Consider the following 21,805-nt stretch of genomic DNA (forward strand, 5'->3'; position numbering starts at 1 on the left):
ATATTCTTATATTTACCCCCGTATTTTAATTTAAAAAAATGAATTGGTCATCCAAATTAATCCTCCATAAAAAAGAACTCCGAATAGCAATTTACTTTGAAAAAAATGCAAAATTGATTGCGCGCATCAAACAATTTGAAGGCGCAAAATGGAGTCAAACTTTAAAAGTCTGGCATTTACCGGACAATGAACAGAACCGGATTCATTTTAAAATACCCGCTGCCTATTTATCATTACCATCAGAGGAAGGAATTTTAGCTATCCAAAAATTTAGTAATTGGCTTAATTCCAGACGTTACAGTCCCAATACTGTAAAAACATATACTGAAGCTTTAAAGTCTTTTTTGGTTTTTCATCGGCAACTTCCTGTTTCCGAAATCACAAATGATCATATCATACTATATAATAACGATTACATTTTAAAAAATAACCTTTCGGCTTCCTATCAAAATCAGATTGTGAATGCTATTAAATTATTTTTCAAAACTTTAGAAAACAAGAAAATGTATGTAGAAAACATTCATCGACCAAAAGGCGAAAAAAAATTACCTAATGTATTGAGCAAAGAAGAAGTGAAACTTATATTAAACGCTCACTTTTACATCAAACACAAAACCATGCTTTCATTAATATATAGCTGCGGATTAAGGCGCAGTGAATTATTAAACTTAAAACCTGCCGACATCGACTCCAAACGAAACATAATCCTGATAAAACAATCCAAAGGCAAAAAAGACCGCATCGTTCCCCTATCCCAAAAAATATTAGAAATGCTGCGAAGTTATTATGTATGTTATAAACCAAAAAAATGGCTTTTTGAAGGGCGAAACGAAAACGAACCCTACGATGCCCGCAGCTTATCAAACGTGCTGAAGCAAGCCCTGACAAAAAGTAATATTAAAAAACCTGTAAGCTTGCATTGGCTTAGACACAGCTATGCCACACATCTATTGGAATCAGGAACCGATCTACGCTTTATTCAGGAACTTTTGGGGCATAGCAGCAGCAGAACTACAGAAATATATACCCATGTAAGTACAAAAAGTCTACAGCAAATAAAAAGTCCGTTTGATGATTTGTAGTAAAACTTTTCTATATTAGCATCCGATAAAAAAGCCAATTTATGGCACAAAGCCAACAAAAAAGAGCATATTGAAGCCATTTTATGGCTGATATAAGTAAGTTATAGCCAATGCAAAAAACCTCGAAGAAACAAATCACAATGAAATTTAATTTAAAGTTTATTACTGATTACGGTCAATTTTATCTAAATGACAAAAATGCAACCGGAAATACTGGTTCGGAAAATTTTTGGACAAATCAAGCATTTGCAGACAAACTAGCAATTGAAGAAGGAGTTCTCGGTGTTTCAATTGGCAACGACGAAGGAAAAGTTGAATGCGAATTTGAAATTTTAAATTCAAAAAGTTTGGTTACTGATTTTACATACTTTGACCACGTTGTTGAAGCAAGTATAAAAATTCATTCAGGAATATTACAAATAATTGACTGTCCGCATTCAGAAGTTGAAATGGAAACTGAAATTGAAAATGGCGATTATCGCGTGCGTGTTTACTCAATAAATCTAGAAACTGGTTATAATGAATTTCCAGGAGATACTTATAAAATAGAAATGTGGAAAGAACCTTATTCAGAAAGAGATGTCTTGAAAAGGTTTTTAGGCTAGAATAAATGCACTGGCTATAACAGCCATTTGGCTCAATTGCTAGTTTTGTTTAAAATTGAAACAATCAATTCACGCAGAAAGTTTTATCTTAACCGAAAATAATCAACACGCTTTGACCGCAACTAAGCCAAGTGGCCAAACGTTGGTGGCAACCCAAAGGCAAAACGTACAAAATGACAAACAGAAATAAAATATTAACAATTCTGAATTTTCTAATTATTGTTTTCTGCAATCAGATATTAGCTCAAAATGCTATAACTAAGGAAATTCTTTGGACAACTGATTGGAGTCCGAATGGAAAATACATTGCAATTGGCGGAAATGTAGACACATTGAAAATTTATAATTCAAGTAATCTAAAACCATACAAATTTCTTCCTATTAAAAACACGATAACACGTATAAAATGGCATCCTACAAAAAATATAATTGCTTTAACTACACAAATCTCAGGTGACAAATCTAGTATTATTAATTTAGAGACGAATGAAAAAATTGAATTAAACGGAATTTCATCAGATGGAGCAAGAGGAATTGATTGGAACAGTACAGGCGAATATATAGCTGTTGGCGATAATAACGGACAAATATTGATTTTCAATATTAAAGGTAATTTAATTAGCACATTCAACAACGGAAACACAAAGACCATAACTGCAATTGATTGGCATCCAAAAAAAGATATTCTCATAACCGTTTCAGATAAAATACGTTTATTTGACATTAAAGGAAATCTGTTAAATTCAATAAAACATAGAAAAGAAGAAGTAATGATATTGAGTATCTCTTGGCACAATTCGGGTTCTTTTTTTGTAACAGGAGACTATGGAAATGAAAAAGACAAATCTTTACTTCAATATTGGGATAAAAATGGCAGCTTATTAAAGTCTATTGATATAAGTAAAGGTGAATACAGAAATTTGACTTGGAATTCAAAAGGGAACAGCTTAGCAACAGCAAGTGACGCATTGAGAATTTGGGACACCAAAGGAAACCTTATTTCAGAAGGTTACTCTGAAGACTACTTATGGGGTATTTCTTGGGATAAACGAGGAAACAGAATTATTACTTCAAGTTTGGAGCAAAATATAATACTATGGAATAATAAAGCAGAAAGAATATCAGCTATAGAATAAGGGCAGCCACTAACAGCCGTTTTGAAATAGCTGGAATTTAATGGGATTTCCGTTTCGCATCAAGTTTTCGTTAAGCCGAAAATTGAGCGGTTACGAACTTCCAGCCATCTCAAAGCAGCGACACGTTAGTGGTAACTTAAATCAACACTAGTCAATTCGACAAAATATGAAATTAGAAATAGGAATAGAAATTAGATACGAAATTTTACAATATTCATTATTAATAGAAGATTTTACATCGGTTTTTTTAGCCCAATTATTGGGAATAAAAGATTATAAAAAAACTAAATCACTCGGAAATCAAAGTGGAAATTTATCGTTTAATCAAAAAGTTAATTTGCTAATTGATATCGGGGCTTTAGATAGCGAAGAAAGAAGTAAGTTTTTAACTTTTATGGAAATTCGTAATCAGTTTATGCACAATATAAATGCAAAAACTTATGAAAGTTGTTTTGGTTTTCTGGAAGGCAAATCTAAATTCATCCTTAAACTTTTCCCTCAAGATTTAAGCTTACCATTAGAACAACAATTAAAAAAAGCAACTAATCAATTGGCTGATAGCGTTATTAAGTCGACTGTAATGTTGACAGAAAAAGTAGAAGAACAGATAAGAGAAAAATCAACCACTTTTATGTTGGAAAAGTTCAAGAAAAATTCTCTAGAAACTATAAGAGAAATAAAAGAAGTTTTTGATTCACTTTATACGACAAAAAAAGATGCTGGTGTAGAAACTATAAGTTTGGAAGAAATAAAGGATATTGGAACAATTTTCAGCAAAGCATATTACTCTGTAATGGTAAAAAAATTAAAAACAAAGTAAGCTACCACTAACAGCTAGAGTTTCGTTGCGGCTGCAAGCCGAACAATGAAACTCCTGTTGAACGGAACCGGAGTACCTGCCGTCAACACTATGGAGTTATCGTAAAGTTTTGAGAGATAGTTACAAGAGGCAACTGAGCCTCTTTTTTTTGGAGTAGATTTTCATTTGTTTTTCTCGTGTTTTCGGTCACTTTTGGGCATAAAATCCCTTACCCGTAAAATTAACTTTCACGGGGAATTGGGTTTTGGCATCCGCCAAGATACCAAGCAGGTGGACCTCGCTGGTCAAAAACCGCTATTGGGTGCAAATTGCCCGTTTTGCAACACGGACATTTGGGCAAAAAGGGTTTCTTTGCTACTTTTTCCAAGATCTTTACTTGGAGTTTTGCTTGCAAAAGCTTTAGCTTCCCACGCTTCCAAGTGCTGCTCAAAAAGCCATAATGACGAATCTTGACAAAGCGTTTGGGCAAAATATGCAACGAAAACCGACGGATAAACTCGCCGTGGGTCAATGTCATTTGCTTTTTGACTCCCGCCACTCGGTAATCCTTGTAATCGAAAGTCACGTTTTCGTTGTCAATGCTTTTGATTCGGTGGTTGCTGATGGCGATTTTATGGGTATATCTCCCCAGATACTCCACCACAGACTTTGTACTTCCAAAAGGCTTTTTGGCAAAAACTACCCAAGGCTTCTGCCATAAATGCTGCCGGATTTGCTCGTATTTTATGGGCTCTTTTGCTTTGAGTTTCTGGCAATATTTTGCCCTAAACACTTTCGATAAAGCTTTGACAGGAAACAGGAATTTGCCGTCCGTTCGGCTGTTTTTCCACTGTCCGTCTTTATCAACTCCTCCTCCGGGAACAATACAATGCAGATGCGGATGAAGGGCTCAACTGCTGTCCCCAGGTGTGCAAAACAGCGATCATTCCCAGTTGTATTTCTTTGGCTTTGCCAAATTTTTGAAGCGTTTCCCAAGTTGCTTCAAACAGGGTGTCATACACCATTTTTGGCTGATGCATCGCCAAGGAATTTAGGCTATCGGGCAAGGTAAAAACCACGTGGAAGTATGGCACTGGCAAGAGTTCTGTGCTTCGGGCTTCCATCCAATCCTCTCGCTTGTTACCCTGGCATTTGGGACAATGTCTGTTCCGGCAAGAGTTGTAACTAATGGTCAGATTTCCACATTCATCACACCCATCGATATGACCGCCCAAATCGGCCGTTCGACATTTTTTGATGGCAGAAAGCGTGTGCAGTTGCCAAGTATTCAAGCCGTAGTTTTCGATTTTTGAGGCAATATTTCGCAGTACATCGGCTACTTCCGGTGGCATTTCTCGAAAAGGGTATCCAGTGGACTAAAGATGCGTTGGCTCTCGAGTTGGGCAATGTGCAAATACTCCATCGTGGTCTCGATATTTTGGTGCCCCAAGAGGTCTTTGAGGGTCATAATATCCATTCCGTCTTCGAGCAGATGTGTGGCATAACTGTGCCGAAGCGTGTGCACGTGAACTTCTTTTTTCACACCCGCTGCTCTGGCCACTTGCTTCACTACCCATTGCACGCCTCGCTGGCTGTACCGACTATCAAAATCACCTCCTGCTCTTTCCATAGGTTGCCCATTAAAAAGGTAATCCTGTGGTTTTTCTGCTTCGATATATTTTTTGAGCCCTCGTATTAAATGAACCGATAAAGGAACATAGCGGTCTTTTTTACCCTTTCCTTGCACTACTTTGAGTTGCTTTCTATCGAAATCTAAATCCTGCAATCGCACACTTCGAGCTTCCATACAACGCAATCCGCAACCATAAAGCAATCCAATAAGGATTCGGTGTTTGAGTAATTTGGCATTTTGGAGCATTGCCCAAACTTCTTCCTTGCTCAAAACAACGGGTAGTTTTTTCTCGTGTTTTATGGACGGTAAACGCAAGTACTCATAAGGCAAGCCTTCTGATTTTAGAAGAAACCGAAGACCATAAACACAATGTTTGAAATAAGTTTGTGAAGGGGTTTTGGACTTTTTCTGCTGGTAAAACAAGTAATCTTGTACTTGTTCAGGATCTAAATCCGTTGGGATTTTCCCAAAATACAATGATATAGAAGCAACATGTCGAGAATAATTATTAAAAGTACTTTGACTTCTGCCCAATACCGAAATAGTACGTTCAAAACGATTGATGAGTTCCTCAAATCCTGGAACTTCTCGTTTAGCCTGGTTGAGAATTTTGTTTTCTCTTAATTCTTCAACATTCTTTTTTTTGTAGTCATATCTTACCGAATTTAATTATATTCGTAAGGTACAAAATCACGGTAAGTGCTACCGAAGGTTTAGTTCAACATGCGTTTGTCTCGATAGCTAGAATTCAATAAATATCATATTCGATTTTCCGCTCAAAAATCTTATCTTAGCTAGAAATAGCCATTCCACGCAGTCACTACTGCGCCAAGCCGCGGAACGTTAGCCGCAAAACCAAAAAATCAAAAAACCAAAAAAACTAAGAAATGATAAGGAGTAAGTCAACAATTTTAATAGATACAGAAAAAGAAAAAGTTTGGAATGCGCTAACGAAGCCTGAATTGGTTAAGCAATGGCAATATGGCAGCGATTTAATTACTGATTGGAAAGTTGGCAGCGAAATACGATTCAGAAATGTATGGGAAAACAATATTTTTGAGCAATGGGGGAAAATTATTGAAGTTGTCCCGAATAAATTAATAAAATATAGCCTGTTTTTTCCTAGACCTAACTTAGAAGACAAAAAAGAGAACTATTTTATTATGAGCTATATCATTTCGGATTTTGAACATAAAATTAAACTCGAAATCATCAAAGAAGACAATAGACCTGACGCAGTTGTTGAAAAAGAGAGTCCTGAAGAAAATCCAATTCTACAAAAGTTAAAAGAAATTGCTGAAACAAATTAAGGCCAGCGGCTAACTGAGAATTTGTGCAGTGTGCTAGTTTTCGCAAAGTTGAACTTCGTATTTCAAGAATAAAGTTCACTTGAACCGCATCTGACGCAAATATGCAAAACATTTGTCGTCATTGTAAAGAATATCATCGTAAACATCATGAACACATCAATAAAAGAATCAATTTGGAATCAATTTGGAGCAAGTATTGATATGCTAATAAATGTAATTTCAAATTGTAAAGACGACCACTTTCCTTCACAAAAGCGTTTCTATTACATTGCTTATCACAGTGCGCTATTTTTAGATTACTATTTAACTCTGCCCCCAAGTGATTTTAATCCCATTCTTACGTTCACGCAAATGAATAATGATGAAAAACCATTAGAGTCAATTGGCGATTTAATTCCGGATAAGATTTACAGTAAACAAGAACTGATAAACTACGTTGAGCGAAGTCGTGAAAAATGTAAAAACATTATTGAAGTTTGACAGATGATAAACTTAATGATAGGTTTATTGAAGGAAATGATGAAGACGACATGAACTATTCACTTTTAGAGATTTTGCTTTACAATCTGCGACATACGCAACATCATGTCGGACAACTAAATATGTTAATTCGGCAAGATCTTGATAAACATATTGAATGGTCTTTTAGAGCAGGAGACATTAAATAATTAAAATCAAAACAACTAAACTTTATCTGGGCAGATAGAATTCAGCTCAATGGCTTTAAAACTTTTTCAAGCCGCGACGTTGCACTTATCATATCCTAACACCATAGTAAACAATACTATCAAACATAAAAAAGATATTAACTCTTTTTGTATTTTTAAACTTCAGTAACATGTACACTCACGAAGTCAAAAAAATAAATCGAAAAATATGAGTTTTAGTAGCGGTTATTCAAACGTCAACGGTTTGAAGATGTATTATGAAATCTATGGTGAAGGCGAACTTCCACTTGTTTTGATCCATGGCGGCGGATCGACAATTCAGACGAACTTTGAAAAAATTATTCCTTTACTCGAAAAAAACAGAAAGGTGATTGCCGTTGAGCTGCAATCACATGGGCGAACAAATGACCGAAATTCTGACCTTACATTTGAACAAGACGCCGACGATGTGTTCACGCTCTTAAAAAATTTAAATATTAATAAAGCTGATTTTTTAGGTTTTAGTAACGGAGGGACAACAACACTTCAGATTGCGATACGTCATCCTGAAATTACGAATAAAATTATTTTAGGATCTGCACTTTCAAAACGAAACGGAGTTTTTGATTGGTTTTGGGATTTCATCTCTCAAGCCACATTAGAGAATATGCCCCAGCAATTAAAAGAAGGGTATGAGAAAGTTGCAGAAAATAAGGCCGATTTACAAATTATGCATGACAGGGACGTAAAAAGGATGATAAACTTTAAGGACATTCCCGACGAACAAATAAGAGGCATAAAAATCCCGGTTCTAATTATAATTGGAGACAAAGATGTTATTACACCAGAGCATGCATTAGAATTAAATCGTCAAATCACTGATTCTGAATTAGCTATTATACCTGGAGTTCATGGGGAATATATTGGAGAAATTACGACTCTAAAACCGGACTTTAAAGAAGATGACTTGATAGTCCCATTAATTGAAAAATTTTTGGATAAACGGAGCAACCACTAACCGAGGTCAGGCAACATGAATTTTTTGTCCAGCAGGAACATTTTTTCGTACAACTTTTGTCTTGTCGGTAGCACGCAATCCGCTTTTCCGGGAACTCGCCTCTCAAACTGTTATTCGTAACGCTATGACCTATGAATGATAAAAAAATGAAAAAACAAATCATAAATACTGACAATTCTAAAACGACCATCTTAATTCGATTGATGGTTGGGACGGTATTCCTGTCCGAAGGAATTCAGAAGTTTCTATTTGCAGACAAACTTGGAGCAGGGCGATTTGAAAAAATTGGCTTGCCTTTACCTGAAATTTTAGGCGGTTTTGTAGGCAGTTTTGAAATTGTTTGCGGAATTCTAATCCTTATAGGACTCATGACAAGACTGGCAAGTGTGCCCCTCATCATCATAATGTTGGTAGCTATGGGAACAACAAAATCGGAAGTTTTAGCTGATAAAGGTTTCTGGGAAATGATGCACGAAAGCAGAACCGACTGGGCAATGCTTTTGGGAAGTATCGTTTTGCTCATTAAGGGAAGTGGCTGTTGGTCGGTGGACAAAACTTTTAAAAAAGATGAAGCATAATGTGGATTTAAAAGATATTGCCAGTCTCTTCCTGAAACTCGGCATTATTGGTTTTGGCGGTCCTGCAGCACATATTGCCATGATGCAGGAAGAAGTCGTGACAAAGCGAAAGTGGCTGACCGAACAGCATTTCCTGGACTTAATGGGGGCAACCAACCTAATTCCAGGACCAAACAGTACCGAAATGGCAATCCATATCGGGCACGAAAAAGGCGGCTGGAAAGGGTTGCTAATTGCAGGTCTTTGTTTTATTCTGCCTGCCGTTTTTATAACCGCAATTTTTGCTTTTCTCTACAAACAATACGGGCAACTTCCAGAAGTACAACCTTTTATTTACGGGATAAAACCAGCTATAATCGCCATTATTCTGGGAGCTGTTTCTCCATTGGCAAAAAAATCGTTAAAATCGGCTCAGCTGCTAATTATTGGGTTACTTGTTTTGCTTGGGGCTTTATCCAGCGTAAACGAAATTTATTTGATGTTTGGAGCTGGTTTTATTGCTCTGTTTTTGGCATATTTTAGAAACAGAAAAGGAAATAATCTCAACAGTTTTTTTACTTTGCCAATATTACAAATCACCAGCACGACTGTAATTTCTGCAACCAGCGTCAACTTGTTTTGGATTTTTCTAAAAATCGGTGCAATACTTTACGGAAGCGGATATGTTTTATTTGCATTTCTTGATACAGAATTAGTCTCGACCGGGCTTTTAGCACGACAACAATTAATTGATGCCATTGCCGTGGGACAATTTACACCCGGACCCGTTTTTTCTTCGGTGACATTTATTGGGTATCAGATAAATGGTTGGGCAGGTGCCGTCGTTTCGACAATCGCTATATTTTTACCTTCATTTGTTTTTGTTGCATTGCTCAACCCTATCGTAAAGAAAATGCGAAACTCAAAACCATTTTCTGCATTTTTAGACGCTGTAAATGTGGCTTCTGTGGCCATAATCGCAGCCATTTGTTTTGAAATGGGCAAAGACACTATCACTGACTGGCGGACAATTTTGATTGCGGTTTTAAGTATTACAATTGCATTTGGATACAAGAAATTAAATAGTGCTTTTGTTGTTTTGGGTGGTTCATTAATCGGCTATTTATTGACACTAATATGATGCAAAGAACTCTGCAAAAAAAGTATGAACTCACAAAAGCAGTTTAACAAAATGCTAAATTCAACTGCAGTTCTTCAATAGAGCTTCTAAATATCACATCACCAATACTAAAAACCTCAGTTTTTGAATGTGCTTCTTATCCTTAGCTCCCGTATAATTGCAAAATTTATGAGCTTTCTACTTTTAATTTTGCCTGACATTTAAGCTTTGGAAATATTATGAAATTATAAAAACTTTATTTCATAACTTAGATTTCTTTTAAAGGGAAAATGCCATGACTAAGAAATCCATAGCCCGAAACTTCTTAAAGCTCGCTGCAACAGGGCATTCCCATGAAGCATTCCGCTTATATGTAAGTAAGGATTTTAAACATCATAATGCCTATTTCAAAGGTGATGCCGACACACTCATGCTGGCTATGGAAGAATCTGCAAATACCAATCCGAATAAGATTTTTAAAATTCATCATATCCTGAGTGATGGTGATATGGTCGCAGTGCATTCACATGTTCAACAAAATTCAACAGATTCAGGCGTAGCTGTTGTTCACATATTTCGGTTTGAATCAGACAAAATAATCGAGCTTTGGGATTTAGGACAGCCTATTCCAAAGAAAAGCATTAATGAAAATGGGATGTTTTAACTAACGAAAAATGGCTAAAATTAAAACTACAGAAACAGACGGCAACGTGATTGATTTTATTAACACAGTTGCAGAAGATCCTAAAAAGAATGATGCTTTTGAACTTCTTAAAATAATGCAGGAAGTAACGGGCTTCGAACCTAAAATGTGGGGACCGGGTATAATTGGTTTTGGAAATTATCATTATAAGTACGAAAGTGGACACGAAGGCGAAGCTCCATTAGCCGCTTTTTCTCCCAGAAAAGATGCGATTTCACTTTACCTCAGTTCTTCTTTCGAAAATAAAGAGGAACTTCTTTCTGAATTCGGAAAACATAAAGCCGGAAAAGGCTGTATTTATATCAAAAAATTAAGTGATATAAATACTGCTATTTTAAAACAAATGATTTCGCTTTCGGTTGACTATTTAAAAAAAATATATCCTTCAAATTAACTCTCATGATTACCACAATAAGTATTATTTTACTTGCCATTCTTTTTTATTTCTTACTGCATCCCCGATTCGGCAAAAAACCTTCTGGCGAAAGACTTGCGTTAATTAAAAAATCGCCTCAATTTAAAAATGGAAGATTCGAAAACATCAGCTTTACTCCCGAACTTGCAGAGGGTTATGGTTATTTTGAAGTCTTGTATGAGTTCTTCTTTAAAAAAGTGGATCGAAAAATTCCAACTGATACTATCCCGTCCATAAAAACCAATTTACATGAACTTTCTCCTGACCAAAATATAATGGTCTGGTTTGGTCATTCTTCTTATTTTATTCAGCTCGAAGAAAAACGTTTTTTAATCGATCCGGTTTTCAGTGGCAATGCCTCCCCCATTTATGGCAGTACAAAATCATTCAAAGGAACAGATATTTATACATCAGATGATTTTCCTGAAATTGATTATTTATTAATTACTCATGATCATTACGATCATCTTGATTATAAAACCATTATGGACTTAAAACCTAAAATAAAAACGGTGATCTGTCCGTTAGGGGTTGGTTCTCACTTTGAGTTTTGGAAATTCCGTGTCGAAAATATTATTGAGAAAGACTGGCACGAAAAAGTAGAATTAGATCAAAACTTAACACTTTATACCACACCGTCAAGACATTTTTCCGGCAGAAGTATCAATCGCTGTAATACGCTCTGGACATCATTCGTCTTAGAAACCAAAGATTTCAAAATGTATTTGGGCGGGGACAGTGGTTACGATTCTCACTATGCTGAAATTGGTAAAAAATATGGTCCATTTGACATTGCCTTAATTGACAATGGCCAATACAATGAAAAGTGGAAATACATTCACAATATGCCGGAAGATGTACTAAAAGCGATGAAAGACCTGAAAGCAAAAAGAGCATTTCCGGTGCACAATTCAAAATTCCCCTTATCACTTCATTCATGGGATGAGCCTTTGGTTAAAATAACAGAATTAAATACTGCATCAGAAAATCCGATTCCGCTAATTACACCCATGATTGGCGAATTAGTTGAACTGAAAAATCAACAACAGGAATTTCAGCAATGGTGGAAAGGTGTTAAATAGTCAAAAAAATTAAAATGTTTCCTGCCTCCAGATTAAAAATAAACCCAAAAAGCCCTTAATGACGATATCAAATTTTAATTTACAACCCGATTTTTTAGAAAATGAAACCATAAAATTAATTCCGCTTCAGGAAGATCATTTTGAGGTTTTGTATGAATTAGCATCAGACCCTTTAGTTTGGGAACAGCATCCCATTAAAGACCGGTATAAAAAAGAGGTATTTAAATCATTTTTTGAAGCAGCTGTAAATTCAAAAGGTGCTTTTTTAATTTTAGAGCGAAAAACAAACGAAGTTATCGGCACTACACGGTTCTATGATTACAATCCTGAAAAATCAAATGTGGGGATTGGTTATACTTTTATAGGTCGAAAATTCTGGGGTGGCCCTTATAATGCAGCAACAAAAAAGCTGCTGATTGATTATGCTTTTCAAACCGTTAGTTCTATCCTTTTTCATGTTGGCGCAGAAAATATCCGTTCTCAAAAAGCTGTGTTAAAATTGGGCGCAGTAAAAATAAACGAAATGTTTTTTCCTCATAATGGGATCGATTTACCTCATTTCGAATATGAATTGCGTAAAGAAAAAAATTAAAAATGATTATTTTTGCAGCTAAATACAAGTCATATGAACTAAGATCTTGCCTCTTAACTTATGATTATAACCTTTAAATCAAAAATAATGAAAAGAATAACAGTCTTTTGCGGATCCAGTTTCGGTACTGAAGAAATTTACACAAAACAAGCAGTATTATTAGGAGAAACATTAGCAAAACAAAATATAGAATTGGTTTATGGCGGTGCTAATGTAGGTTTGATGGGCGCAGTAGCTGATGGAGTCCTAAATAACGGCGGAAAAGCAATTGGCGTCCTGCCTGATTTTTTAAGATCAAAAGAAATTGCGCATCTGGGATTAACGGAACTTATTCTGGTTGAAAGCATGCACGAAAGAAAAACAAAAATGAATGATTTATGCGATGGTGTCATTGCACTGCCTGGTGGATTTGGAACCCTTGAAGAGCTTTTTGAAATGCTTACCTGGGCTCAATTAGGACTGCACAAAAAACCAATCGCAATTTTAAACATCAACGGTTTTTATGATTCCCTGATTCAACTAACTGAAAATATGGTGAGCAAAGGCTTATTGAAAGACGTGAATCAGCAGATGCTTTTAGTAAGTGATGACATTGGTGATTTACTGGATAAAATGAAGAATTACAAAGCTCCTACTGTTGGAAAATGGATTGAAAAAGAAGAAGTTTAGTCTCTTTTGGCAGGGTGATTTTCAGTTTTTAACACAATTTCCGGAATAACTTTCTTATCTTGTGGCTCCAAAAAACTGAAAATCCGTTATCCAAAATGAAATATTTAAAAGCCTATTACCTTCTATTCGCCCTTATTCTCTCTGTAAATTTAATAAATGCTCAGGATACTGATACCGGAAACTGGTTTATGTATTTTGGAAATCAGGCCATCAACAAAAAGTGGAACTGGCATAATGAAGTACAATACCGTAATTATAATTTTGCAGGAGATACTCAGCAGCTATTATTAAGAACAGGAATCGGATACAATCTTACCGAAAACAATAATAATATTTTATTAGGTTACGGTTTTATCAATTCACAAAATTATATTCCCGGAACTAACGATAAGACAGGTAATAATGAACATCGTATTTTCCAGCAGTTTATAACACGCCAAAATTTTGGAAGGATTTATTTGCAGCACCGTTATCGCGTGGAAGAACGCTTTTTAGAAGATGATTTTCAAATGCGTTTTCGTTATTTTTTGGCTTTGAATGTACCTATAAATAAACCAAAAATGGAAGATAAGGCCTTTTATTTTTCAGCATATAACGAAATTTTTATAAACGCAGAATCTCCTGTTTTTGACAGAGACCGCGTTTATGGCGCATTAGGTTATGTAATCAATAAGAATTTTAGGGTTGAAGCAGGTTTTATGAGACAAATTCAGGAAAAAACCGGACGAAACCAATTTCAGATTGCAGTTTACAATAATATACCTTTTAACAGTAGTAAATAAACTTTCAAAATCCGTAGATATGGCAACAGTAAATAATAATTTTGCAAAAGCCGAAATGCTGATCAGAAAACCCGTCTCAGAAGTTTTTCAGGCTTTTATAAATCCTGAAATTACGAGCAAATTCTGGTTTACTAAAGGATCTGAAAAATTAGAAGAAGGAAAATCGGCTGAATGGACCTGGGAAATGTATGGTTTTTCTCTTACTATTTTTACTAAAGTAATTGAAGAAGACAAACGAATTGTAATTGAATGGGGAAATAGCGGAGAAGAGACCATTGTAGAATGGATTTTTAATGCTTTGGATGAAAAAGAAACTTTTGTTAGCATCACTAATTATAATTTCAAAGGCGATGCTGATACAATACTCTCTGAAGTTCGTAATTCTACTGAAGGTTTCACATTGGTTTTAGCCGGAGCTAAAGCTTTTTTGGAGCATAACCTTCAGTTAAATTTAGTCCTGGACAGATTTCCAAAAGGTCTAAGTTAATCAACTAAATAAAGTCATGGCAGCTGTACCTACTCCTAAACCTGCAAATGTTGATGAATATATTGGAGGTTTCCCAAACAATGTTCAGGAAGTATTAGAAAAAATCCGAATGACAATTCATAAGGCAGCGCCTGATGCTAAGGAAAAAATCAGTTACTCCATGCCGGCATTTGAGCAAAACGGAATTGTGGTGTACTTTGCCGCATTTAAAAATCACATTGGTCTTTATGCTTTGCCAAGCGGTCATGAACAGTTTAAGGAAGAACTTTCAAAATACAAATCAGGCAAAGGTTCTGTACAATTTCCATTAGATCAGCCTATGCCATTTGATTTAATTACGAAAATTGTAAAATTCAGAGTACAGGAAAATCTTGAAAAAGTAAAAATAAATAATCGATTATGAATTTATCTGAACATTACAATACGCTTTTCAAAACATCATCTGAACTGATTTTATCTGAAACTTATTCTATTGATTCTAAAATTAGGGATGATTCAGATAAACGATTTGGCGTTACTTTGCTAATTCGCCCGAATGATGAAATAAAAAATAATATTCAGGCATTCCTAAAAGAAATAAAAAAAACAGAACCTGAACAATATTACTATCCAAATGCTGATATTCATATAACAGTCCTCTCTATTATTTCGTGTACTGAAGGTTTTACACTGAATCAGTTTCCTACGTCAGAATACGTTGAAATTATTGAAAAAAGCCTGGTAGATATAAATGAAATAGAGATAGACTACCGGGGCGTTACGCTATCTCCCTCAGCGATAATGGTTCAGGGTTTTCCATCTGACGATTCATTGAATATCTTTCGTAGCAAATTACGCGAAAACTTTAAAAAATCTTCCCTCCCGCAAAGTATGGACAGCCGTTACACTCTAACCGCTGCGCATTCGACAATTATGCGCTTTCAGAATAAATTACAAAATCCAAAAAAGCTTGTTGAAATTGTTGAAAAATTCAGAAATCACAATTTTGGAAAATTCACCGTCGATAAAATTGAATTAGTTTTTAACGACTGGTATCAGCGCGAAAAGAACACTGTAAATATGTGCGATCTTTATCTGAAATATTTTTAGACTCGTTTTCTTTTTAACCTTTTTTCAAAATATTCCCTAATCCTTTTCCAATCTGTTCAATCGCTTCTATACCCTTTGTCAATGGAGTCGCGGTAAAGTCTTCATAAGCATCCATTGCACTTTCTTTTCGCCCATCCTGCGGGTAAACAAGGATCAGGTTATTATCACTGAAGGATTTTTCAAACTTCTGTGGCAATTTATCAAAGATAGACTGATACGAAACAGACCCTTTTCTGGACATATTAAACACAATCAAATCTGTTGGTTTAATTTCATCCGAAATAGCTTCAAAATCTTCCCAGTCTAAAATACTTTTGAAAGCAAGTTTTGTATTTAATTTCAGGTTATTCACTATTTGCTGAATTGCCTGATAGGTTTTATATTCACCATAAATAACTATCTGGGTACTTAATTCCTGTGCTAACCTGCATATTTTCTGAATTAAAGGCTGAAATCCGATTCCCCTTTCAGAAAAAGGCGGACAAATGAAAACCAGTCTTTTCTCTTCAACAAAAGGTTTTTGAAACCTGCAGATAAAAAGGTTTTTATCAACATTATTGATGATAGAATCAACATTTTCTCCAAAAATCTTGTCGAGAAAGCCTGTTTTTCTTGGCCATCCAATGATTACAATATCAGACATAATTTCTTTGGAGGTCCTTGCTATACCACTAGCCGGATTGTGATCTATTCTTGCAATGGTATTGATCTTAATTTCAGAAGCAGATCCCTGAATAACAAATTTATCAACTGCTTTTTTATATTTTAAAATATTAATTTCGGCCTGATCATTATTAGGAACAATGGTCAATAATGTGACTGGATTGGCTGATTTTTTGTCCTTGATTAAAAGAGCAAAATCCAGTAAAGGTTCCGTTGCCGATGTTTTGGCTAAGGGAATTAAAATATGTTCATCTAAAATCTGATCTTTATGAGCATCCTGAGGAGAAATCTCTTCTTCACAAATCGCAATTTTTTTAGCGGCTTTTTCGGTGGCAAAAGAAGCAACAATGCAGGTAATCAATATTAAGATAATCGTTCCGTTTAATATATTCTCATCCAGAATATTTGCCTTAAATCCAACCAGAATGACTGCCAGTGTAGCCGCAGCATGTGCACTGCTTAATCCGAAAATAAGCTGTCTTTCCGTTTTCGTATATTTAAAAACAATCTGCGTAAAAAATGCGGCAATCCATTTTCCAAAAATAGCTACTACACTCAAAGTTGCAGCAACGATAAGAGCTGTTGGACCACTTAAAATCACGCTGATATCAACAAGCATCCCCACAGAAATCAGAAAAAACGGAATGAACAAGGCGTTCCCGATAAACTCAATCCTGTTCATTAAAGCAGAAGAGTGCGGAATTAAAGGATTTAAAGCCAAACCTGCCACGAAAGCACCAATAATAGGCTCTACTCCGGCTACTTCGGCTAAAAATGCAGCAAAGAAAACTACAGAAAGGACAAAAATATAATGCGCATGTTTTTCACTTTCCAGTTTTTTAAAGAACCATTTTGCCACTCTTGGAATCACCAAAAACATAATAGCTGAAAAAATAGCCAGCGAAATGGTTAATTTTATCCAGAAAGCCTGATTAAGATTTCCCTCACTGCTTCCCATAATGACGGCCAGAATAATCAAAACAGCTGTATCTGTCAGAATAGTCCCTCCGACAGTTATAGCAACAGCCTGGTTTTTAGCAATCCCTAATTTACTTACAATCGGATATGCCACCAGCGTGTGCGTTGCAAACATACTTGCGGTTAAAAAACTGGCGTTAAAATCATACTGCAGTAAATAATAACAAACCGGAAACCCAATAGTAAGTGGAAAAATAAAAGTAAAAAATCCGAATAATAAACTTTTGTTGCGGTTTGCTTTAAACTCATTCATATCGAGTTCAAGACCTGCAATAAACATAATATAAAGCAATCCAATAGTTGAAAACAAATCGACTGCGGAGTTTTTGGCCAGAATGTTAAGTCCGTGAGGTCCAATTACCACACCTGAAATAATCAAACCAATAATTCCCGGAATATTAATTTTTTTAAGTAAAATGGGACTTAATAAAATTATGAAAAGTATCAACGAAAAAATTAATACGGGATTGTTAAGCGGTAGTTCAAATTCTTGTATTAAATGCCTGAAAAATTCTATCATAGTGTAATTTTAGCTGCTGGGTATCCTATTGCTTTCTAAGTCAAACCAGATACTTCAAAGTTGCCGTTTATATCAATTTTTAAAAACTAAAAAGCGAGTTTTTTAGAGAAATTCCCTTTACAAAAATACCCAAAAAAGGGCTGAACTTTTTATCAAAGCCCTATATTAACTAATTAATTTTATTTCATTGATAAATTATTATTATTTAATATATTTTTTAACAAAACTGCAACATTAACAAATAAAAAAGAAACTTCTTTGCATTATTCAATTATCTTTGTTTGAATAAAATTGGAACAATGGAAGAATGTATTTCTGTTTTCGACATGCTAAAAATTGGTGTTGGGCCATCGAGTTCCCATACACTGGGTCCCTGGAGGGCAGCGGAGCGTTTTTTAAAAGAGCTGAGAGAGCAATCCATTTTAGATCAGATCACTAAAGTTAAAGTTGATCTTTACGGGTCACTTTCCCTTACAGGAAAAGGCCATGCTACCGATTTAGCAGTTATGCTGGGGCTAAGCGGTCAGGATCCCGAATATATCCCGGTAGAGAATATTTCAGGAATTATCAAAACAATTGAAACCAAAAACGAGATTGTTTTGGGCAATGAGCTTACGATTCCGTTTTATTTTCTTCAGGATATTGTTTTCAATAAAGACTTCCTTCCATTCCATGCCAACGGATTAAAATTTACAGCTTATAAAGATGATGCTGCTGAATACGAATCTACTTTTTATTCTATTGGGGGCGGTTTTGTAGTGAAAGAAGAACGCACCAATGCCATAAATAAGAGTGCCATTAAATGTGCTTTTCCGTTCATGATCGATAATGCCGATGACTTATTGAAATATACCATTCAGGAAAACAAAAAGATTTCTGAAATTGTATATGAGAATGAAAAATCGATGCGCTCTGAAGAACAAATCCATACCGAATTAATGCGAATCTGGAACACAATGCTCGAATGCATGTACATTGGCTGTCACTCAGAAGGGATTCTTCCAGGGGGACTGAACGTTCGTAGAAGAGCATTTGATATGCACCAGAATCTGATTGGTTTATCAAACTATAATGATCCGCAATCGTGGCTGGAAGAAATCAGGAAAACCGAAGTAAAATTTCGTCAGATTTTAAAATGGGTAAGCTGTTTCGCATTGGCCGTGAATGAGGTAAACGCTTCTTTAGGTCGTGTCGTTACTGCTCCTACAAACGGTAGTGCCGGTGTAATTCCGGCTGTTTTAATGTATTATTTAGTAATCGAAAACCATAATGCGGGTGAAAAAGAAATCAAGCAGTTTTTGATGGTAGCCGGAGAAATAGGAAGTTTGTTCAAACAAGGTTCTACAATTTCTGCAGCAATGGGCGGATGCCAGGCCGAAATTGGCGTTTCGTCCTCAATGGCTGCTGCTGCACTTTGCGAATTAATGGGCGGAACTCCTGCCCAGGTTTTAATGGCTGCCGAAATTGCTATGGAGCATCATTTAGGCTTAACCTGTGACCCAATTGGCGGTCTGGTTCAGATTCCGTGTATCGAAAGAAATACAATGGGCGCCATAAAAGCCATCAACGCAGCCGAACTTGCGCTTGAAACCGATTCTAAAAATGCGAAAGTACCACTGGATAAAGTAATAAATACTATGTGGGAGACAGCAAAAGATATGAATTCAAAATACAAAGAAACTTCAGAAGGCGGTTTGGCAATTGCAGTAAATATGGCCGATTGTTAGTATAATATTGCTTAATTTCGCAGAAAAATTTCGTTTTAAAGAAAATCAACTTTAAGACTATTCAAAAAAACTAAAAAAAGTATCAATGTCAGTAGCAAAAAAAGATTATAAAAGAATCACTACCAAGTCGTTAATCGAAATGAAAAGCCATGGAGAAAAAATTTCTATGCTGACGGCCTACGATTATACAATGGCAAAAATTGTTGATACTGCGGGTGTAGATGTAATTTTGGTAGGCGACTCTGCTTCAAATGTAATGGCGGGACATGAAACTACCCTTCCTATTACTTTAGATCAAATGATTTATCACGCTTCATCAGTTGTCCGTGCAGTAGAAAGAGGTCTTGTGGTGGTTGATTTACCTTTTGGAAGTTATCAGTCTGATCCTAAAGAAGCTTTGCGCTCTGCTATCCGAATCATGAAAGAAAGCGGCGGGCATGCTGTAAAACTTGAAGGCGGAAAGGAAATTAAAGAGTCTATCCGAAAAATATTAAATGCGGGAATTCCTGTAATGGGCCATTTAGGTTTAACACCTCAGTCCATTTACAAATTTGGTACTTACAGTGTTCGCGCCAAAGAAGATGAAGAAGCCGAAAAACTGATTGAAGATGCCAAAATGCTTGAAAAAGTGGGGTGTTTTGCAGTAGTGTTAGAAAAAATACCTGCTGATTTAGCAGAAAAAGTAGCCAAAAGTATTTCCATCCCAGTTATCGGAATTGGAGCCGGAGGCGGTGTTGACGGACAGGTTTTGGTTATCCATGATATGTTAGGAATGAACAATGAATTCAGCCCGCGTTTCCTTCGCCGTTATCTGAATTTATATGAAGAAATGACCACAGCAATAGGTCAGTATGCTGCTGATGTAAAATCAAAGGATTTTCCTAATGAGAAAGAACAGTATTAATTTAGCCTCACTATAAGTTTCTTACAAGAGAATCATTTGATAATATGATGAATAAAAGCATCAACTATTTACAAGAGAAGTGGGAAAACGGATTTTTACCCGGCATTGACTGTATTGTTTTTGGAGATGGAAAAATCATCATTGCCAACACTTATAAAACAATTGATTATAACACCGGGAAAAGTAAACAATACTGGTTTCCATTATGCGACACCACTATTGATAGTTTAGAAAAATATGCAGATGACATCTGGACAAAGGTCGATATCTTTAATAGCTCAATTACTCATGGAAATGAAAAAATAGTATTTGGTGATGGAAGTATGGGAAATGAGGGATTTGTTGCCTCAACAGATAAAGACAATCAATTAAAATGGGCTATCTTTTTTACATTTTCGAATCCAATATTAAAGGTCGAAATAATCAACAACGAATTAATCTGTACCTCAGAATTAGACACCAAAATTTCGATTAATCTTAATAATCTAACTCTGATTTCAATTACAGAAGCGAGTTAAATATAAAATAGAGGTAATTACAATTTAAAATAAATTTGAAAATAGTTTCCAATAAAAACAATCTGCAAATCCTGCACGAAGACAATCATATCATAGTGGTCAATAAACGTGTGGGTGATATTGTACAGGGCGATAAAACAGGTGACAAACCTTTATCTGATATTGTAAAAGAATACATCAAGGAAAAATATAATAAACCCGGCGATGTTTTTCTGGGTGTGATTCATCGTCTGGATCGCCCTACAACCGGGATTGTTGTTTTTGCCAGGACCAGCAAGGCGCTGTCACGAATGAATGAATTGTTCAGCAACCGTGAAACTAAAAAAACATATTGGGCTGTTGTAAAAAACAAACCTCAGGAACAATCAGCCAAACTCGTTCATTATCTAAAAAGAAACGAAAAGAACAATACTTCAAAAGCACATTTAAAAGAAGTTCCGGACAGCAAAGTGGCCAGTCTGGATTATAAAATTATTAAAGAGCTCCAAAATTATACTGCTTTAGAGATTAATCTTCATACCGGACGCCATCACCAAATCCGTGCCCAGTTATCGGCTATTGGCTCTCCCATAAAAGGTGATTTAAAATATGGGGCTGACAGAAGCAACCCTGATGGAGGGATTCACCTGCATGCCCGAAAATTAGTTTTCATCCATCCAGTTTCAAAAGAAAACATCACCATAACTGCGCCAACACCGGATGAAACGATCTGGAATGCTGTATGATTTTTATGATTTAATTGTCAGATTTTCAATTTATATCCGTTAAC

At 35.7% G+C, this 21,805-nt stretch carries 25 protein-coding genes and 1 pseudogene; 23 read left to right on the plus strand and 3 right to left on the minus strand.

Annotated features, from left to right (window positions below; genetic code table 11):
• Window positions 1-38: 38 nt before the first annotated feature.
• The 4 genes from xerA to K8B81_RS15605 all read left to right on the plus strand — a co-directional run bounded on the left by xerA (window position 39) and on the right by K8B81_RS15605 (window position 3,643).
• Window positions 39-1,082, plus strand: a complete 1,044-nt coding sequence (gene xerA / locus K8B81_RS15590; protein WP_223682486.1) for a site-specific tyrosine recombinase/integron integrase — start codon at window positions 39-41, stop codon at window positions 1,080-1,082.
• Between the two features lie 140 nt (window positions 1,083-1,222).
• Entirely contained in the window at window positions 1,223-1,687 is a 465-nt protein-coding gene (locus K8B81_RS15595) for a hypothetical protein (RefSeq protein ID WP_223682487.1), read from the plus strand.
• A gap of 173 nt (window positions 1,688-1,860) precedes the next feature.
• Window positions 1,861-2,823, plus strand: a complete 963-nt coding sequence (locus K8B81_RS15600) for a WD40 repeat domain-containing protein (protein ID WP_223682488.1) — start codon at window positions 1,861-1,863, stop codon at window positions 2,821-2,823.
• Window positions 2,824-2,989: 166 nt separating this feature from the next.
• Window positions 2,990-3,643 carry a hypothetical protein gene (locus tag K8B81_RS15605; protein WP_223682489.1) on the plus strand — a complete coding sequence of 218 codons (654 nt, stop codon included), beginning with the start codon at window positions 2,990-2,992 and terminating at the stop codon, window positions 3,641-3,643.
• Between the two features lie 220 nt (window positions 3,644-3,863).
• On the opposite strand, the pseudogene K8B81_RS15610 reads toward K8B81_RS15605, so the two are convergent.
• A pseudogene (locus tag K8B81_RS15610) lies at window positions 3,864-4,974 on the minus strand (IS91 family transposase).
• Window positions 4,959-5,789, minus strand: coding sequence for a tyrosine-type recombinase/integrase (locus tag K8B81_RS15615; RefSeq protein ID WP_262902742.1), 831 nt, complete (start codon window positions 5,787-5,789; stop codon window positions 4,959-4,961). The pseudogene K8B81_RS15610 and the gene K8B81_RS15615 overlap by 16 nt, the downstream one beginning before the upstream one ends.
• A gap of 353 nt (window positions 5,790-6,142) precedes the next feature.
• On the opposite strand from K8B81_RS15615, the gene K8B81_RS15620 reads away from it, so the two are divergent.
• The 15 genes from K8B81_RS15620 (at window position 6,143) to K8B81_RS15690 (ending at window position 15,726) form a co-directional block, all read left to right on the plus strand.
• The gene (locus K8B81_RS15620) at window positions 6,143-6,565 is read left to right on the plus strand and encodes an SRPBCC domain-containing protein (RefSeq protein ID WP_223682490.1); all 423 of its coding nucleotides are present in this window, start codon (window positions 6,143-6,145) and stop codon (window positions 6,563-6,565) included.
• A 147-nt stretch (window positions 6,566-6,712) separates the two neighbouring features.
• Window positions 6,713-7,045: a hypothetical protein gene (locus K8B81_RS15625; RefSeq protein WP_223682491.1), complete on the plus strand. Its 333-nt coding sequence runs from the start codon at window positions 6,713-6,715 to the stop codon at window positions 7,043-7,045.
• Between the two features lie 50 nt (window positions 7,046-7,095).
• Entirely contained in the window at window positions 7,096-7,233 is a 138-nt protein-coding gene (locus K8B81_RS21100) for a hypothetical protein (protein ID WP_394370724.1), read from the plus strand.
• Between the two features lie 208 nt (window positions 7,234-7,441).
• Window positions 7,442-8,230, plus strand: coding sequence for an alpha/beta fold hydrolase (locus K8B81_RS15635; protein WP_223682493.1), 789 nt, complete (start codon window positions 7,442-7,444; stop codon window positions 8,228-8,230).
• A gap of 146 nt (window positions 8,231-8,376) precedes the next feature.
• Window positions 8,377-8,808 (plus strand): DoxX family protein, encoded by a 432-nt coding sequence (locus tag K8B81_RS15640; RefSeq protein ID WP_223682494.1) that lies wholly within the window; start codon window positions 8,377-8,379, stop codon window positions 8,806-8,808.
• Window positions 8,798-9,928, plus strand: a complete 1,131-nt coding sequence (gene chrA / locus K8B81_RS15645) for a chromate efflux transporter (protein WP_223682495.1) — start codon at window positions 8,798-8,800, stop codon at window positions 9,926-9,928. The genes K8B81_RS15640 and chrA overlap by 11 nt, the downstream gene beginning before the upstream one ends.
• Before the next feature lie 274 nt (window positions 9,929-10,202).
• On the plus strand, window positions 10,203-10,571 hold the full coding sequence (locus tag K8B81_RS15650) for a nuclear transport factor 2 family protein (protein ID WP_223682496.1): 369 nt from the start codon (window positions 10,203-10,205) through the stop codon (window positions 10,569-10,571).
• A gap of 10 nt (window positions 10,572-10,581) precedes the next feature.
• Window positions 10,582-11,004: a DUF1801 domain-containing protein gene (locus tag K8B81_RS15655; protein ID WP_223682497.1), complete on the plus strand. Its 423-nt coding sequence runs from the start codon at window positions 10,582-10,584 to the stop codon at window positions 11,002-11,004.
• 5 nt (window positions 11,005-11,009) lie between these two features.
• Window positions 11,010-12,107 (plus strand): MBL fold metallo-hydrolase, encoded by a 1,098-nt coding sequence (locus tag K8B81_RS15660; protein WP_223682498.1) that lies wholly within the window; start codon window positions 11,010-11,012, stop codon window positions 12,105-12,107.
• Window positions 12,108-12,165: 58 nt separating this feature from the next.
• Window positions 12,166-12,699, plus strand: coding sequence for a GNAT family N-acetyltransferase (locus tag K8B81_RS15665; protein ID WP_223682499.1), 534 nt, complete (start codon window positions 12,166-12,168; stop codon window positions 12,697-12,699).
• An 87-nt stretch (window positions 12,700-12,786) separates the two neighbouring features.
• Window positions 12,787-13,368, plus strand: coding sequence for an LOG family protein (locus K8B81_RS15670; RefSeq protein WP_223682500.1), 582 nt, complete (start codon window positions 12,787-12,789; stop codon window positions 13,366-13,368).
• Between the two features lie 95 nt (window positions 13,369-13,463).
• Window positions 13,464-14,150 carry a DUF2490 domain-containing protein gene (locus K8B81_RS15675; protein WP_223682501.1) on the plus strand — a complete coding sequence of 229 codons (687 nt, stop codon included), beginning with the start codon at window positions 13,464-13,466 and terminating at the stop codon, window positions 14,148-14,150.
• A 19-nt stretch (window positions 14,151-14,169) separates the two neighbouring features.
• Window positions 14,170-14,637 (plus strand): SRPBCC family protein, encoded by a 468-nt coding sequence (locus K8B81_RS15680; RefSeq protein WP_223682502.1) that lies wholly within the window; start codon window positions 14,170-14,172, stop codon window positions 14,635-14,637.
• 16 nt (window positions 14,638-14,653) lie between these two features.
• Window positions 14,654-15,040 (plus strand): iron chaperone, encoded by a 387-nt coding sequence (locus tag K8B81_RS15685; RefSeq protein ID WP_223682503.1) that lies wholly within the window; start codon window positions 14,654-14,656, stop codon window positions 15,038-15,040.
• Window positions 15,037-15,726, plus strand: coding sequence for a 2'-5' RNA ligase family protein (locus tag K8B81_RS15690; RefSeq protein ID WP_223682504.1), 690 nt, complete (start codon window positions 15,037-15,039; stop codon window positions 15,724-15,726). Before K8B81_RS15685 ends, K8B81_RS15690 begins: the two co-directional genes overlap by 4 nt.
• Window positions 15,727-15,739: 13 nt before the next feature.
• On the opposite strand, the gene K8B81_RS15695 is transcribed toward K8B81_RS15690, so the two are convergent.
• Entirely contained in the window at window positions 15,740-17,887 is a 2,148-nt protein-coding gene (locus K8B81_RS15695; protein WP_223682505.1) for a cation:proton antiporter, read from the minus strand.
• Window positions 17,888-18,186: 299 nt separating this feature from the next.
• Here K8B81_RS15695 and K8B81_RS15700 point away from each other — a divergent pair, with 299 nt between their 5' ends.
• The 4 genes from K8B81_RS15700 to K8B81_RS15715 all read left to right on the plus strand — a co-directional run bounded on the left by K8B81_RS15700 (window position 18,187) and on the right by K8B81_RS15715 (window position 21,761).
• Window positions 18,187-19,614 carry an L-serine ammonia-lyase gene (locus K8B81_RS15700; protein WP_223682506.1) on the plus strand — a complete coding sequence of 476 codons (1,428 nt, stop codon included), beginning with the start codon at window positions 18,187-18,189 and terminating at the stop codon, window positions 19,612-19,614.
• 85 nt (window positions 19,615-19,699) lie between these two features.
• Window positions 19,700-20,518, plus strand: coding sequence for a 3-methyl-2-oxobutanoate hydroxymethyltransferase (gene panB, locus K8B81_RS15705; RefSeq protein ID WP_223682507.1), 819 nt, complete (start codon window positions 19,700-19,702; stop codon window positions 20,516-20,518).
• Between the two features lie 44 nt (window positions 20,519-20,562).
• Window positions 20,563-21,036, plus strand: a complete 474-nt coding sequence (locus K8B81_RS15710) for a hypothetical protein (protein ID WP_223682508.1) — start codon at window positions 20,563-20,565, stop codon at window positions 21,034-21,036.
• A gap of 35 nt (window positions 21,037-21,071) precedes the next feature.
• Entirely contained in the window at window positions 21,072-21,761 is a 690-nt protein-coding gene (locus tag K8B81_RS15715) for an RluA family pseudouridine synthase (RefSeq protein WP_223682509.1), read from the plus strand.
• Window positions 21,762-21,805: the final 44 nt, after the last annotated feature.

The organism is Flavobacterium hibisci (genome assembly GCF_020026925.1).
In the GTDB taxonomy this organism is placed as follows: domain Bacteria; phylum Bacteroidota; class Bacteroidia; order Flavobacteriales; family Flavobacteriaceae; genus Flavobacterium; species Flavobacterium hibisci.

Bases quoted from the DNA above. Each gene is read 5' to 3' on its own strand.
- xerA (WP_223682486.1), top strand. From the start codon at position 39: ATGAATTGGTCATCCAAATTAATCCTCCATAAAAAAGAACTCCGAATA.
- K8B81_RS15595 (WP_223682487.1), top strand. From the start codon at position 1,223: ATGAAATTTAATTTAAAGTTTATTACTGATTACGGTCAATTTTATCTA.
- K8B81_RS15600 (WP_223682488.1), top strand. From the start codon at position 1,861: ATGACAAACAGAAATAAAATATTAACAATTCTGAATTTTCTAATTATT.
- K8B81_RS15605 (WP_223682489.1), top strand. From the start codon at position 2,990: ATGAAATTAGAAATAGGAATAGAAATTAGATACGAAATTTTACAATAT.
- K8B81_RS15620 (WP_223682490.1), top strand. From the start codon at position 6,143: ATGATAAGGAGTAAGTCAACAATTTTAATAGATACAGAAAAAGAAAAA.
- K8B81_RS15625 (WP_223682491.1), top strand. From the start codon at position 6,713: ATGAACACATCAATAAAAGAATCAATTTGGAATCAATTTGGAGCAAGT.
- K8B81_RS21100 (WP_394370724.1), top strand. From the start codon at position 7,096: ATGAACTATTCACTTTTAGAGATTTTGCTTTACAATCTGCGACATACG.
- K8B81_RS15635 (WP_223682493.1), top strand. From the start codon at position 7,442: ATGAGTTTTAGTAGCGGTTATTCAAACGTCAACGGTTTGAAGATGTAT.
- K8B81_RS15640 (WP_223682494.1), top strand. From the start codon at position 8,377: ATGAAAAAACAAATCATAAATACTGACAATTCTAAAACGACCATCTTA.
- chrA (WP_223682495.1), top strand. From the start codon at position 8,798: ATGAAGCATAATGTGGATTTAAAAGATATTGCCAGTCTCTTCCTGAAA.
- K8B81_RS15650 (WP_223682496.1), top strand. From the start codon at position 10,203: ATGACTAAGAAATCCATAGCCCGAAACTTCTTAAAGCTCGCTGCAACA.
- K8B81_RS15655 (WP_223682497.1), top strand. From the start codon at position 10,582: ATGGCTAAAATTAAAACTACAGAAACAGACGGCAACGTGATTGATTTT.
- K8B81_RS15660 (WP_223682498.1), top strand. From the start codon at position 11,010: ATGATTACCACAATAAGTATTATTTTACTTGCCATTCTTTTTTATTTC.
- K8B81_RS15665 (WP_223682499.1), top strand. From the start codon at position 12,166: ATGACGATATCAAATTTTAATTTACAACCCGATTTTTTAGAAAATGAA.
- K8B81_RS15670 (WP_223682500.1), top strand. From the start codon at position 12,787: ATGAAAAGAATAACAGTCTTTTGCGGATCCAGTTTCGGTACTGAAGAA.
- K8B81_RS15675 (WP_223682501.1), top strand. From the start codon at position 13,464: ATGAAATATTTAAAAGCCTATTACCTTCTATTCGCCCTTATTCTCTCT.
- K8B81_RS15680 (WP_223682502.1), top strand. From the start codon at position 14,170: ATGGCAACAGTAAATAATAATTTTGCAAAAGCCGAAATGCTGATCAGA.
- K8B81_RS15685 (WP_223682503.1), top strand. From the start codon at position 14,654: ATGGCAGCTGTACCTACTCCTAAACCTGCAAATGTTGATGAATATATT.
- K8B81_RS15690 (WP_223682504.1), top strand. From the start codon at position 15,037: ATGAATTTATCTGAACATTACAATACGCTTTTCAAAACATCATCTGAA.
- K8B81_RS15695 (WP_223682505.1), bottom strand. From the start codon at position 17,887: ATGATAGAATTTTTCAGGCATTTAATACAAGAATTTGAACTACCGCTT.
- K8B81_RS15700 (WP_223682506.1), top strand. From the start codon at position 18,187: ATGGAAGAATGTATTTCTGTTTTCGACATGCTAAAAATTGGTGTTGGG.
- panB (WP_223682507.1), top strand. From the start codon at position 19,700: ATGTCAGTAGCAAAAAAAGATTATAAAAGAATCACTACCAAGTCGTTA.
- K8B81_RS15710 (WP_223682508.1), top strand. From the start codon at position 20,563: ATGATGAATAAAAGCATCAACTATTTACAAGAGAAGTGGGAAAACGGA.